12 protein-coding genes and 1 pseudogene are annotated in these 11,770 nt (G+C 72.0%); 5 read left to right on the forward strand and 8 right to left on the reverse strand.

Annotated features, from left to right (window positions below; genetic code table 11):
* Positions 1–23: 23 nt before the first annotated feature.
* Both BJY16_RS33005 and BJY16_RS33010 read right to left on the reverse strand, forming a co-directional pair.
* Positions 24–437: a hypothetical protein gene (locus tag BJY16_RS33005; protein ID WP_185043469.1), complete on the reverse strand. Its 414-nt coding sequence runs from the start codon at positions 435–437 to the stop codon at positions 24–26.
* Positions 438–1,610: 1,173 nt separating this feature from the next.
* Positions 1,611–2,165 (reverse strand): GNAT family N-acetyltransferase, encoded by a 555-nt coding sequence (locus BJY16_RS33010; protein WP_185043470.1) that lies wholly within the window; start codon positions 2,163–2,165, stop codon positions 1,611–1,613.
* 164 nt (positions 2,166–2,329) lie between these two features.
* On the opposite strand from BJY16_RS33010, the pseudogene BJY16_RS48695 reads away from it, so the two are divergent.
* Both BJY16_RS48695 and BJY16_RS33015 read left to right on the forward strand, forming a co-directional pair.
* Positions 2,330–2,528, forward strand: a pseudogene (locus BJY16_RS48695) (NF041680 family putative transposase); the annotation flags it as partial.
* Between the two features lie 25 nt (positions 2,529–2,553).
* Complete coding sequence (locus BJY16_RS33015) at positions 2,554–3,303, forward strand: 3-keto-5-aminohexanoate cleavage protein (RefSeq protein WP_185043471.1); 750 nt, start codon at positions 2,554–2,556, stop codon at positions 3,301–3,303.
* Positions 3,304–3,362: 59 nt separating this feature from the next.
* Here BJY16_RS33015 and BJY16_RS33020 read toward each other — a convergent pair whose 3' ends face one another.
* The 6 genes from BJY16_RS33020 to BJY16_RS33045 all read right to left on the reverse strand — a co-directional run bounded on the left by BJY16_RS33020 (position 3,363) and on the right by BJY16_RS33045 (position 9,617).
* The gene (locus BJY16_RS33020; protein WP_185043472.1) at positions 3,363–3,827 is read right to left on the reverse strand and encodes a hypothetical protein; all 465 of its coding nucleotides are present in this window, start codon (positions 3,825–3,827) and stop codon (positions 3,363–3,365) included.
* On the reverse strand, positions 3,824–6,220 hold the full coding sequence (locus BJY16_RS33025) for a molybdopterin oxidoreductase family protein (protein ID WP_185043473.1): 2,397 nt from the start codon (positions 6,218–6,220) through the stop codon (positions 3,824–3,826). The genes BJY16_RS33020 and BJY16_RS33025 overlap by 4 nt, the downstream gene beginning before the upstream one ends.
* Entirely contained in the window at positions 6,217–7,512 is a 1,296-nt protein-coding gene (locus BJY16_RS33030; RefSeq protein WP_185043474.1) for a cytochrome P450, read from the reverse strand. The genes BJY16_RS33025 and BJY16_RS33030 overlap by 4 nt, the downstream gene beginning before the upstream one ends.
* A 54-nt stretch (positions 7,513–7,566) precedes the next feature.
* Positions 7,567–8,079 (reverse strand): AMIN-like domain-containing (lipo)protein, encoded by a 513-nt coding sequence (locus tag BJY16_RS33035; RefSeq protein WP_185043475.1) that lies wholly within the window; start codon positions 8,077–8,079, stop codon positions 7,567–7,569.
* Positions 8,080–8,192: 113 nt separating this feature from the next.
* Positions 8,193–9,113 carry an SCO6745 family protein gene (locus tag BJY16_RS33040; protein ID WP_239177816.1) on the reverse strand — a complete coding sequence of 307 codons (921 nt, stop codon included), beginning with the start codon at positions 9,111–9,113 and terminating at the stop codon, positions 8,193–8,195.
* Positions 9,114–9,173: 60 nt separating this feature from the next.
* Positions 9,174–9,617, reverse strand: coding sequence for a DUF6228 family protein (locus BJY16_RS33045; protein WP_185043476.1), 444 nt, complete (start codon positions 9,615–9,617; stop codon positions 9,174–9,176).
* A gap of 70 nt (positions 9,618–9,687) precedes the next feature.
* Here BJY16_RS33045 and BJY16_RS33050 point away from each other — a divergent pair, with 70 nt between their 5' ends.
* The 3 genes from BJY16_RS33050 (at position 9,688) to BJY16_RS33060 (ending at position 11,768) form a co-directional block, all read left to right on the forward strand.
* The gene (locus BJY16_RS33050) at positions 9,688–10,296 is read left to right on the forward strand and encodes a 5-oxoprolinase subunit B family protein (protein ID WP_185043477.1); all 609 of its coding nucleotides are present in this window, start codon (positions 9,688–9,690) and stop codon (positions 10,294–10,296) included.
* Positions 10,293–11,144, forward strand: a complete 852-nt coding sequence (locus BJY16_RS33055) for a 5-oxoprolinase subunit C family protein (RefSeq protein ID WP_185043478.1) — start codon at positions 10,293–10,295, stop codon at positions 11,142–11,144. The genes BJY16_RS33050 and BJY16_RS33055 overlap by 4 nt, the downstream gene beginning before the upstream one ends.
* A 171-nt stretch (positions 11,145–11,315) precedes the next feature.
* Positions 11,316–11,768, forward strand: coding sequence for a GNAT family N-acetyltransferase (locus BJY16_RS33060; RefSeq protein ID WP_185043479.1), 453 nt, complete (start codon positions 11,316–11,318; stop codon positions 11,766–11,768).
* Positions 11,769–11,770: the final 2 nt, after the last annotated feature.

The following is an 11,770-nucleotide window of genomic DNA, read 5'->3' on the forward strand; positions in this document are numbered from 1 at the left end:
GAAGAGCATGCGCGATCTTGGAGTCAGTCCCAGTAATTGAACAGACCCTCGCCCAACGTTTGGGCTTCCCAGTAGCGCATGTCCTGTTGGCTGAGCCGTGGCCACTTCGTTGCATCGATCGGCCCATCCAACTCTGCCGCGGTCAGCAGGCGGAACCCGGGCGCCGCTGTCAAAGCGGCGGCCAGGTCGGGGAAGTCGACGAAAGTCAGCGGGCCCGCCTCGCGTGCCGGTGTGAACTCCATGGCGCGGGGAACAGCGAGCGCCATAAGCGGAGCGTCGCGGACGCAGACAACCGCGATTTTGCGGTTTGGGTAGGCAATGATCGCCTGGTGGAAGTTCGGCGTCGGACCGTCGCTGACCCGGAACTCGGTCAGCTCGCCGCCAGTGCGTCGCGCGGCCTCATGGCAGGCGCAGCGGAACGCCTTCAGATCGGTCACGACGGCCAACTCTACGTGCCCGCGGACCAAGCAAGAACGCTCGCGCTGTCGACACGGGATCATGGCATTTCCCGCCGACAAGCGCACGACTTAAGGATGCGGGTCGGTCACGCCGAGACCTCGCCACGATCGCCGCACGCTCGGCGGCATGTGAGTGAGATGCGCGGTCGCGGGTTGCGGCCAAGCCGACTCACAGATAGCCGCGGCAGGCGCGCCGGGCAAAGGCGGATGGGAAAGTCCGTTACTAGCGTTTCGCTAACGACCGCAAGGTATGAGCCGGTTCGAGTCCGGTAGCCCGGCGCTCCCGATCGGCTGCAGAAGCGGATATTTCAAATTCCGGGTTGTCGGCTAGCGTCACGTCCGACTGTTCACGTCCGGCGTCGCCAATAGGGCACGATCGTGGAACGCACCTCATTCCCTTACCCAGCTGCGACTATAAGGCCCTCCATCTAGTCCTATTCGCCAGGAAAGTAGTGAATATCAGACGAACTTCGCTTGCTAGCTTCGATAGCCGCCGCCATCTCTTCCTGACTCAATTCTCTACCCCGGGTATAGATTTCAATGGCTTGCTCATATGTCATTCCCGGTGGAAACGGTATAAAATCTTCTACGTCGCCGACTAAGGGCACCGGCGGCGGCGCGGAGACGCTCGGCGTGACAGGCTCAGGGTCGCCGCCCCCAACCGCCGAGCCACCCGGCAATGCGGCGCAGAGCAATCCCAGAACGAAGATTCCGAGAAATCGCAACTCAATCACAACCTTCTGAGGTCCACTACCAGCGCACCTCAAATCTTATAGCCCTCGAGGGCGAGATCGCGCTGCCAGGCACCGCAGAGGCCTTCCATCACGCATGCCGACTTACCAAAATGGCTACCTGCTTGCTCGGCGAGCACCATCCAGTCCAGTTACATAGCCATACGGTCACACTTCGTGGGACCTCTTGCCGATCGGAGAACCAAATGCCGCAGTTCACAGGTTTGTCCCACCCCGCGGCGTGACCGTCTCACTGACCCCCGCCAGACGGCTCGCTCCGCAACTACGCCGTGCTACCGGGACAAGAGTGACGAGCGCGCGGATCGCGGCATGAGTGCGCGGTGTCTCTCGAAACCGGCGTACCGAAGCACTCATGCCCAGGCTGCTTCACCTGAAGGAGCAAGCACTCAGCGGGAATCAGTTAGGATGACGGCCGCCACTCGCGCTTGATCAGCCCGAACACCCACGAGTTCGAGACCTCGCCGTTCACGATGCAGTCTTCCCGCAACGTCCCTTCGTGAACAAATCCGAGCTTTTCCAGCACGCGGGCAGATGCCACGTTGCGCGTATCGGTCTCGGCCTGGATCCGATTCAAATTCAGCGTGTCGAATGCCCACTGCAATAGGGCGCGGGCGCTCTCCGTCGCGTAGCCGCGACCCCACGCCGCCTCGTCGAAGCAGTAGCCCAGCGCTGCGCTGCGATAATCCGAGTTCCACCGGGACAGGCTGCACCAACCGATGAACGCCCCGTCGGAGACACGATCTACGGCCAGTCGCGCCCCGGTGCCCCCGTCTGCCATCTCTCGGCAAGCTGCGATGAACCGCTCGGCGCGTGAACGCTCGGTCCAGGGCGGCGAGTCCCAGTAGCGCAGCACGTAGGCATTGCTGTGCAGCGCGAATAGAACATTCGTATCCGCGTTGTCGAAGGGACGCAGTCGAAGCCGAGCGGTGTGCAACGTCGGGGTGGGCAGCGGCATGCGCGTCATCTTCCTCCGTGATCAACGGCCGATCTATCGAATATCCGCTGCCGGCGACTTGCAACGAGCTGGGCGGACAGGCAGAACGACACTCGCTCACATCGGCAAAGCCGTGCACTCGTAGGGTCACGCCGCTGAGCTGCACGAACGTGACCTAATTTAGGTTTCGGAACCTCCGCGTGACCAGCGGCTCACCAGCGCGTGCGCCTAAACCCAGCCCGCCCTGGCCCCGGACGGCCACCGGGCTCCCGCAATCGGCAGCCCGCTGCCCGTCACGAAGTCGGACTTATCCTGGTCACCGGCCAGGCTCACCAGCGGCCGGCCCATCACAAGAAGGGCACCAAGCCCCGCCGAGCTGGTTGAACGGCAAGCTGACGAAGGGACGCCGATGCGGATCAAGACGTGTCTCAACGGCGGGCGGCGGCCGGACGAGCATCCGGCCGTGCCGATCACGCCCGGGGAACTTGCCGCCGAGGCGGTCGCCGCCGTCCGCGCCGGCGCGGAAGCGGTGCACCTGCACCCGCGCGACGCAGCCGGCGCGCAGTCGCTGGAGCCGGAAGACATAGCAGCCGCCGTCACCGCCGTGCGCCGGGCCTGCCCGGACATCCCGGTGGGAGTCAGCACCGGCCTGTGGATCACCGACGGCGACGCCGGACAGCGGCTGGCGACGGTGGCCCGCTGGGCCGATCTCCGCGCGGCCGCCCGGCCCAGCTTCGCCTCGGTCAACGTCAGCGAGCCGGGCTTCGCCGACCTCGTCGCGGCGCTGACCCGGGCCGGGATCGCCGTGGAGGCCGGGGTGTGGTCGACCGACGACGCACGGACGCTGGCCACCGCCGGCCACGAGGAATGGCTGCGGATCCTGGTCGAGATCGTCGACGGCACCGCCGAGACAGCCGTCGCCGAGGCCGACGCGGTCCTGGCTGGCCTCGACGAACACGGCATCGCCGGGCCGCGCCTGCTGCACGGGGAGAACGCGGCCTGCTGGCCGCTGATCGCTCACGCGGGCCGGCTGGGACTACCCACCAGGATCGGACTCGAGGACACCGTCACGGGTCCGGACGGCGAGCCGGTCACCGGCAACGCCGAGCTGGTCCGGCAGGCGCTGAGCATCTGGAGCGCTGCCGGGTCAGGCGGGTGAGGCCGGGCGCCAGGTTCTCGCCCGGGATCGACCGTTGGTGAGACGGTGTCGGGCCGCCGTCAGGCGGCGATCAGGGACTGCGGGGCGGCGGCCTTCAGGCGGGTGTTCAGCCAGGACAGCTGGCGGGAGTTCTGCCCGGAGGCGTGTTCGCACAGCTCGATCAGCTCGTCGTCGCGGAGCGCCTGGGCGGCCTGGAAGACCACTGTCCAGGTGGTCTGCACCAGGGTGCCGAGGACGTGCAGGTCCTGCAGGTCGCGGAGCAGGCCGACCGGGCCGCTGCGCACCTCGGCGAGCCCGTCGGCGTGCAGCCGCTCCGGTTCCTTGACGTCCTTCCCGGACGAGGCGCCGTACCGTTGCACGATCGGGGTGAGCCGCTCGACGTGCTCGTCGCTCATCGCGGCCAGGGCCTGGCAGGTGAACAGCACGTCGGGGTGCTTGGCGTGGCCCTGCCCGACGGTGCGCAGCGAGTCGGCGAAGGTCTGCTCCGCGTGGTACGCCAGCCCGAGGTAGGTCACCAGGTTCATCGCGTCCCTCCGGAGGTCGACGCCGGGGCGGAACCGGCCGTGTCCGGCGCCGGGGCCGGCCCGTCCCCCGCCCGGACCTTGCGGACCCGGCACGCCGCGGTCTTGAAACACGGCTGCTTGGACACCGGATCCCAGACGGTCATGGTCAGCTCGTTCGCCTGCCGCCCCACCTCCCCGGCCAGCCCGGGCGTCCCATAGTGGAACGGTGCGAACACCGCCCCCTCGCGCACCTGCCCGACCCGGGCCGGCGCCTCGATCCAGCCGCGCGGCGACTCCACCCGGACCACGTCCCCCTCGGTGATTCCGAGCCGCTCCGCGTCGGCCGGGGACAGCTCCACCCACATGTCCGGAGCCGCCCGGCGCAGCCGTTCGGCCCGCCCGGTCTTGGTCCGGGTGTGGAACTGGTAGACGGTCCGGCCGGTCGTGTAGAGCAGCGGATACTCCTCGCTGACCGGCTCGTGCGCCGGCGTGTGCTCGGCGCCCTTGAGGAAGGCCCGGCCGTCCGGGCGCATCGCCCGGTGCTCCTGCTGGGTGACGGTCGCCCCGGTGAGCAGGTCGTGGCCGTAGGTTTCGCAGGTCTCGGTCGCGGTCGGGAAGACCGCGTCGGTGTAGAGCCGCTCGGTGCCGTCCGGCGCGGCGTCGGTGACCGGCCACCGGATCCCGGTCGGTCCGCGCAATTTCTCGTACGACAGCCCGCTGTAGTCGCACGGCCGGCCCCTGCTGGCCGCCCGCCACGCGTCGAACGCCTCCTCCGGCGTCCGCCACTTGATCAGCGGCGCCCCGTCGGCGTCCCGGAAGTCCATCGCGTCCGCGTAGGCCAGGAAGATGTCCAGGTCGCTGCGCGCCTCGCCGGGCGGGTCGACGGCCTTCTCGGACAGGTGCACGGTCCGGTCCACGTTGGTGAACGTGCCGGTCTTCTCGCCCCAGCCGGCGGCCGGCAGCACCACGTCGGCGAGCCGGGCGGTCTCGGTCAGGAACAGGTCCTGGACCACCACGAAGCACTGTTCGCCGGAGAGGATGCGGCGGATCCGGGCGGACTCCGGCATGGACACCGCCGGGTTGGTGGCCGAGATCCACAGGAAGCCGATCGAGCCCTCCTCGACGTAGCTCATGATCTGCATGGCGTGCGTCGGGTCGGCCCAGTGCGGGATGGTCAGCGGGTCCACGTTCCACAGCTCGGCCAGCTGCTGGACGTGCTGCTCGTCGTCCCAGTTGCGGAAGCCGGGCAGGTCGCCGTCGGCGCCGCACTCCCGGTTGTTCTGCGCGGTCGGCTGGCCGTTCATCTGCAGGATCCCGGCGCCCGGCCGGCCGATCAGCCCGCGCAGCAGGTGCAGGTTGTTCACCGCGACCGCGGCGGCGGTGGCCTGGTGCGACTGGTAGAAGCCCTGCAGCACGGTGGAGAGCACCCGGTCGCTGGTCCCGAAGATCCGGGCGGCCCGGCGCAGCTCGCCGGCGTCCACCCCGCAGATCTCGGCGACCCGCTCCGGGGTGTACGAGTCGACGATCGACCGCAGCTCGTCCACGCCCATGGTGTGCGCGGTCACCCACTTCTCGTCCACCCAGCCGTGCTCGAACAGCTCGCGGGTGAGGCCGTTCATCAGCGCCAGGTTGGTGCCGACGCGCGGGGCCAGGTGCACCCCGCCGGTACGGACGGCCTCCTCGGCGACCTTGGTGCGGCGCGGGTCGACGCAGACCAGCACCGGCGGGTTCGGCCCGTGGGTGCGGTCCAGGATCCGGCTCCACAGGACCGTCTGGGTCTCGGCGAGATTGTGGCCGTACAGGAAAATGGTGTCGCAGTGTTCGATGTCGGCGTAGCAGCCGGGCTGCCCGTCCGCGCCGAAGGACTCCTTGAGCGCGGCCGCGGCGGTCGCCGTGCAGAGCCGGGTGTTGCCGTCCATGTGCGGCGTGCCCAGGCCGGCCTTACCGAGCACGGCCAGCGTGTAGTACTCCTCGAGGAAGAGCTGGCCGCTGGTGTAGAAGCCGTGCGACAGCGGGCCCTTCTCGCGCAGCAGCCGCTGGGACACCTCGACGATCCGGCCCATCGCGGTCGGCCAGTCGCACTCGGTCAGCACGCCGCCGTCCCGGATCATCGGCCGGGTCAGCCGGTCGGCGGCGTGCGACCACGGGGTGCTGCCGTACAGGCCCTTGGGTCCGAGCCGGCCGTGGTTCACCGTGTCGCCGGCCCGGCCGCGGATGCCGACCATCCGGCCGTCCTTGACCGCGATGTCGCAGCCGCAGCCGTTGCTGCACAGCAGGCAGGCGCTGCGCACCCACCGGTCGACCTGGTCCTCGGCGATTCCCGGGTCCAGGTGCTGATCCACCCGGACCGGCCAGGCCGTGCCCTTCGCGTACGGCGTCCTGCCGCCCCAGATGTCGGCGATCCTGTCCGTCACTCCGGCTGCCTACCCGCGATCCGCGGATTCACCCCACCCACCGCGTCACGGGGCGCTACCATCCCGGCCACGTTCAGCTCGACCCGACTGCGCGGCAGGGCCGGGATGCGGCGCAGCGAGATGCTCAGGTCCTGGTCCGGCACCTCGTAGTCGAGCCGGGCCAGCCGGATCGCCAGGGTGGCGAGCAGGGCCACGGTGACGTCCTCGCCGGGGCAGCGGTGCCCGGCCCGCGGGTCGCCGCCGCCCTGCGGGATCAGGTCGTCGCGGCCCGGCTCGTGGTCGAGGAAGCGCTGCGGGTCGAACCGGTACGGGTCGGGCCACAGCCGCGGGTCGTGGTTCTGCCCGAAGATGTCCAGCAGCACCAGGGCGTTGCGCGGGATGTGCTCGCCCTGGAAGGTCAGGTCCCGGACGGCCAGGCCGCCGACGAACGGCGCGAACGGGTAGAACCGGCGCAGCTCGTGGGCGAAGGCGACGGCGTACCCGAGGTCGCCGTCCCGCAGCCGGTCGCGCAGCCGCGGCCAGCGATGCAGCGCGTGCCCGGCGAAGGTCACGAACCAGGACACCGCGACGGTCGGCCGGAGCACGTTGAGCAGCTCGACCGCGGCCCGCTCCGGCGTGAGCAGCCGCCCGTCGGTGCCGGTGTGCCGGGCCACCAGGTCGAGCACCGAGTCGTCCGGCTCGCCGGTGCGGGCGTGCTCGATCACCCGGGCCAGCCAGCGCTCCAGGCGGCCGCGGGCGCGGCGGGCCCGCCAGTGCCGCGGCCCGGCCGTGGCGAACCCGTCGACCAGCGCGGTCAGGTCGGCCGCCGTCCGGTGCAGGTCGGCGTCGGCGAGCGGGACGCCGGCCCAGTCGCAGACCGCCCGGGTCAGCACGCGGGCCGTCTCGTCGAACAGGATCACCCGCGGCTGCGTGACCCAGCCGGCGGCCGCGCTGTCCCAGGCCTGGCCGGCCCGCTCGGCGAGCCGGCCCACCCGGTGCGGATCGGTGAGCACCGACATGAACAGCAGTTTCCGGTTCCGGTGGTCGATCCCGTCGAGCGTGTGGATCGCGCCGTGCCCGAACAGCGTGCCCTGCACCGGCTCGGGCAGCGCGCCGTGCCGCCGCACGTGCTCCTCGTCGTAGAAGAACCGCACCGCGTCCGGGCCGCGCAGCCCCACGGCGTGCCTACCCATCAGCCGGGTGTGCAGCACGTCCGGGTCCGGCGACCGGCGCCACCGGCCGGGGAACCAGGAGTAGCCCTGCGCCGCGAGGCCGAGGCTGTCGTCAACGATGGGGTGCCGATGAACAGACATGGGCCCTGCTATTCCCGGCGAAATCCCCGGGAAACGGCATCCGGCCCGCCGTCGTCACCAGCGGTGCCCGACGTCCACGACGATCCGCGAGTTGCTGCCCGGACCGGCCAGCGTGAAGACCCGGAACGGCAGCCGGGCCCGGACGCCGACCGCGAACGTGGTGTATCCCTCGAACGAGCCACCGAAGACGACGTCCCGCAGGGTGTCGTAGGAGACGACGGTCGCGACGTGCTCCCCCGCGACCGCGCCGAAGGTGGTCGCCGGCGCGCGCAGGGTCACCCAGAGGAAGGCCCCGCCCGCCGTGTACGGCACCAGGTCCACCCCCTGCCCCTCGGTCAGCACCTGGTCGCTGTAGCGCACCGCGTAGCCCAGCGCGCTGCCGCCGAACTCGAAGACCACCCGGTCCCAGCACTCGTGCCGGCCGGTCTCCGCGGTGAGCAGCGGCGCCTGGCTGAGCGTGCCGGCGGCCTTGTCGCCGCTGCCCCAGGTGATTCCGCAGTAGGGTGCGGCCGCCGCCCGGGCCGGGGCGACACCGGAGGCGGTGAGCGCCAGACAGAGCACCGCCATGATCAGAGTTCTCCCGACCGACATTCGCATGGGGCACCTCCCAGGGCTGAATCGGGAAGCCGGTCACCGTCGACGCTAGGCCGCCGGGCACCGCCGGTACACCGTGCGAACAGCTAGGGTCGCTGCGGCGCGGCGTTGTCCACGTTGAGCAGGCCGGCGGCGACGATCGCGCGGCTCAGCGGCCGGGCCAGCTCGGCCAGGCGGGCGCAGCCGTCCGCGCCGAGGACGGCGTAGGCGGGCGCGGCGAGCCGGTCGGTGGCCGCCTCGATCCACTCCCGCTGCGCCCGGCCGTCGCCGGTCAGCACCGGTTCGTCGCCCTCGATCAGCCCCCGCCCGCGCAGGTCGTCGACGGCCCCGGCCCACTGCTCGTCGCTCCAGCCGCGGCTGCGCCGCAGGAAACGCTCCGGCACCTCGCCGGAGGCGGCGTGCAGCACCAGCGCTTCCAGACCGGTCAGACCGGCCAGCAGCAGGGCGGCGAGGTGCCCGTCGCCACGGAACTCGCGGAGCACGGTCTGGGCCTGCCAGAGGACCAGGTGCGGCTGCTCCGGCCAGGGCAGCGCGGCGTGGGCGGCGAACAGCGGGCGGCCCTGGGGGTGGGCGGCGGCGGACTCGGCGGCGCGGCGGGCCAGCTCCGCGGCCTCGGCCACCTCGGGGCCGTGTATGGCGTCGCCGAGTCCCCGGGTCAGGGCCGCGTCGGCCGCTGCCAGCCGGGCGGCCAGGACCGCGGCCGGCGTGGTCCGTTCCCAGGCCGCCGGCAGCGCCCCGGCGACCAGGCGCGGGTTGAAGTTGAAGAAGGCGGCGGTGACCGGCTCGGCGCCGACCGGGCCGAGGGCGGCCGCCCGCGAGGCGAAGTAGCCGGTGCGCCCGGTGAGGCCGAGCGCGGCGTACCGCTCGTGTGCCTCGGGCACGAAATAGATCATGCCGTGCAGCGGCTCGGCGACCCGCCACGCGCGGCGCGCCACGGCCGGATCGATCGCCGGCCCGGGCAGCCAGCGGGACTCCCCCGGGTGCGGTGAATCTGTGGTGACCGTCATGGCGCCGCCTCCAGCCTCGAAGTTACCGATGGGTAACCCTCGCACGCGAACGGCGCCGTGTCACCCCCGGCGATCGACCGCCCAGTGGCTGAGGTCCGCGGCGAACCGGGTCATCTCCTCGCCCGCCTCCAGCACGAAGACCGCCCTGGCCGACCAGCCCTCGTACGCCCCGGCCGGAACCCGCTCCCGCAACGTCACGCCGAGCGACACCCGGCCACGCCCGTCGTGCCGGGCGTCGAGGGCCAGCTCCCGCTCCCATGACTCCCAGGTCCGCACCCCGTCCCAGCCCCGCCAGTCAGCCGCCAGCCCGGCCACGAACCCGGGCAGCGTGCCGGGCGGATTCGCGAACTGCCCGTCGATCCTGGCGACGGTCCGGGCCGTCATGCCGTCCTGATGCAACTCCGTCTCCGCGGTGAGGACGTAGCCGTCCCCGTACGGATCCTTCAGGGGGTGCACGACCCAGCGCTCGCCGTCCGGCGCACCGAGAACGAAGGGTTGCTCCACGAGGAGGAAGTATCACCCGGCGAGGTCCGCGGGGCAGCGGCACTTGTTGGCCTGTCCCTAGGCTGGGGCCGTGAAGGTGCACCGTTACGGGGATCGGGCGCTGCTCGTGGACCTCGGATCCGAGGCCGGTCCGCTCGCCGCCGCCGCGCTGGCCGGAGCGTGCCGGGCGCAGGTGCCGGGCCTGCTCGACGCCACCCCGGCGGCGCGGACCGTGCTGCTCACCTTCGACGGCCCGGTCGATCCGTCCAAGGTTCGCCTCGCGGACCTGCGAGCGGGCGAGACGCGAAGCGAGGGGTCGAGACTTGTCCGGATCAGGGTCAGCTACGACGGCCCGGACCTCGCCGAGGTGGCCCGGCTGACCGGTTTCGCCGCCGACGAGGTGGTGCGGCGGCACACCGCCGGGACGTGGCAGGTGGCCTTCGGCGGGTTCGCGCCCGGCTTCGCGTACCTGGTGGGAGGTGATCCGGCCCTCGCGGTGCCGAGGCGCGCCGAGCCGCGCACGACGGTACCCGCCGGGTCGGTCGCGCTGGCCGGCGAGTACAGCGCGGTCTACCCGCGCCCGTCGCCGGGCGGCTGGCAGCTGATCGGGACCACCGACGCCCCGCTGTGGAACCTCGACCGGGAGCCGCCCGCCCTGCTGCAGCCGGGTGACCGGGTCCGGTTCGAGGTGGCGGCATGATCGAGGTGCTGGCGCCGGGTCCGCTGTCGACGATCCAGGACCTGGGCCGCCCCGGTTACGCCGCGGTCGGCGTCGGCCGCTCCGGTGCCGCCGACCGGGCCGCGCTCACCCTGGCCAACCGGCTGGTGGCCAACCCGGAAGGGGCCGCCGGAGTGGAAAGCCTGCTGGGCGGGCTGACCGTGCGGGCGCTGCGTCAGCTGTGGGTGGCGGTGACCGGGGCGCCGGCACCGGCCACCGTGGACGGCGTCCCGGTCGGGCATCACGCCCTGGTCACGCTGCGGGCCGGGCAGCGGCTGCGGCTGGGCGCCCCGCCCAGCGGTCTGCGGACCTACCTGGCGGTGCGCGGCGGGATCGACGTGCCGGCCGTGCTCGGGTCCCGCAGCCGGGACACGCTGTCCGGGATCGGCCCGGAGCCCCTCGTCGCCGGCTCGCTGCTGCCGGTCGGGCCGGAGCCGCCGGACTGGCCGGTCACCGACTTCGCGCCGGTCGCCGCGCCGCCCGGCGGGCCGGTGACGCTGCGGGCGATCCGCGGGCCGCGGGACCGGTTCCTCGGCGACCCCACGGTGTTGCGACGCGACGGCTGGGTGGTGTCGTCCCGGTCGGACCGGATCGGGATGCGGCTGACCGGCAACGTCATCCCGGTCGACCCGGCGGCCGGCAGCATCCCGAGCGAGGGCCTGGCGCGGGGCGCGGTGCAGCTGCCGCCCGGCGGCGAGCCGGTGGTGTTCCTCGCCGACCATCCGACCACCGGCGGCTATCCGGTGGTGGCGGTGCTGCTCGACGCGGACGTGGACCGGGCCGCCCAGCTGCGCCCCGGCCAGGCGGTGCGGATCGTGCTGCTCGACTGAGCGCATGCTCACCGCGTACCGGAAACGCGGCGGATCTCGGGGCGAGCGGACCGGGAGCGGACCGCGGTCCGTCTCGATGCTCGGTACGCAACCGGCCCGCGGCACCCGAACCGCGCGGCTCCCGGCAGGATGCCCGGCAAGATCTCACCAGTGAACGGGGACCCCGCACAGATGACCATCACGGTACGTCGCGCCACCGCCGAGGAGCTGCCCGAGGTGGCGACGCTGTTCGCCGGATACCTCGACTTCTACCAGCGGCCGGCGCCCCGGGAGACGATCGTCGCCTTCCTGCGCGAGCGGCTGGACCGCGGCGAGGCGATCGTGCTGCTGGCCCGCACCGCGAGCGGCGAGCCGGCCGGTTTCGTCAACGTCTACCCGACCTTCTCGTCGCTGTCGATGGCGCCGGTGTGGACGCTCAACGACCTGTTCGTGGCGCCGGCCGCCCGGCGGCTCGGCGTCGGGCAGGCCCTGGTGCGCGCCTGCGCCGACGAGGCCCGGGCGGCCGGCGCGATCGGCGTGCAGCTGCAGACCGCGCCGGACAACACCAGCGCGCAGGCGCTCTACCGGGCGGAGGGCTTCGAGCCGGACACCTTCAGCGCCTACTACCTGGCCCTCCCCCGCTGACC

The organism is Actinoplanes octamycinicus (genome assembly GCF_014205225.1).
Classification (GTDB): Bacteria; Actinomycetota; Actinomycetes; order Mycobacteriales; family Micromonosporaceae; genus Actinoplanes; species Actinoplanes octamycinicus.

What these genes read in the sequence shown, in the direction of transcription:
- BJY16_RS33060 (WP_185043479.1), top strand. Translation starts at nt 11,316, where the DNA reads ATGACCATCACGGTACGTCGCGCCACCGCCGAGGAGCTGCCCGAGGTG.
- BJY16_RS33020 (WP_185043472.1), bottom strand. Translation starts at nt 3,827, where the DNA reads ATGAACCTGGTGACCTACCTCGGGCTGGCGTACCACGCGGAGCAGACC.
- BJY16_RS33035 (WP_185043475.1), bottom strand. Translation starts at nt 8,079, where the DNA reads ATGGCGGTGCTCTGTCTGGCGCTCACCGCCTCCGGTGTCGCCCCGGCC.
- BJY16_RS33010 (WP_185043470.1), bottom strand. Translation starts at nt 2,165, where the DNA reads ATGCCGCTGCCCACCCCGACGTTGCACACCGCTCGGCTTCGACTGCGT.
- BJY16_RS33040 (WP_239177816.1), bottom strand. Translation starts at nt 9,113, where the DNA reads ATGACGGTCACCACAGATTCACCGCACCCGGGGGAGTCCCGCTGGCTG.
- BJY16_RS33030 (WP_185043474.1), bottom strand. Translation starts at nt 7,512, where the DNA reads ATGTCTGTTCATCGGCACCCCATCGTTGACGACAGCCTCGGCCTCGCG.
- BJY16_RS33015 (WP_185043471.1), top strand. Translation starts at nt 2,554, where the DNA reads ATGCGGATCAAGACGTGTCTCAACGGCGGGCGGCGGCCGGACGAGCAT.
- BJY16_RS33055 (WP_185043478.1), top strand. Translation starts at nt 10,293, where the DNA reads ATGATCGAGGTGCTGGCGCCGGGTCCGCTGTCGACGATCCAGGACCTG.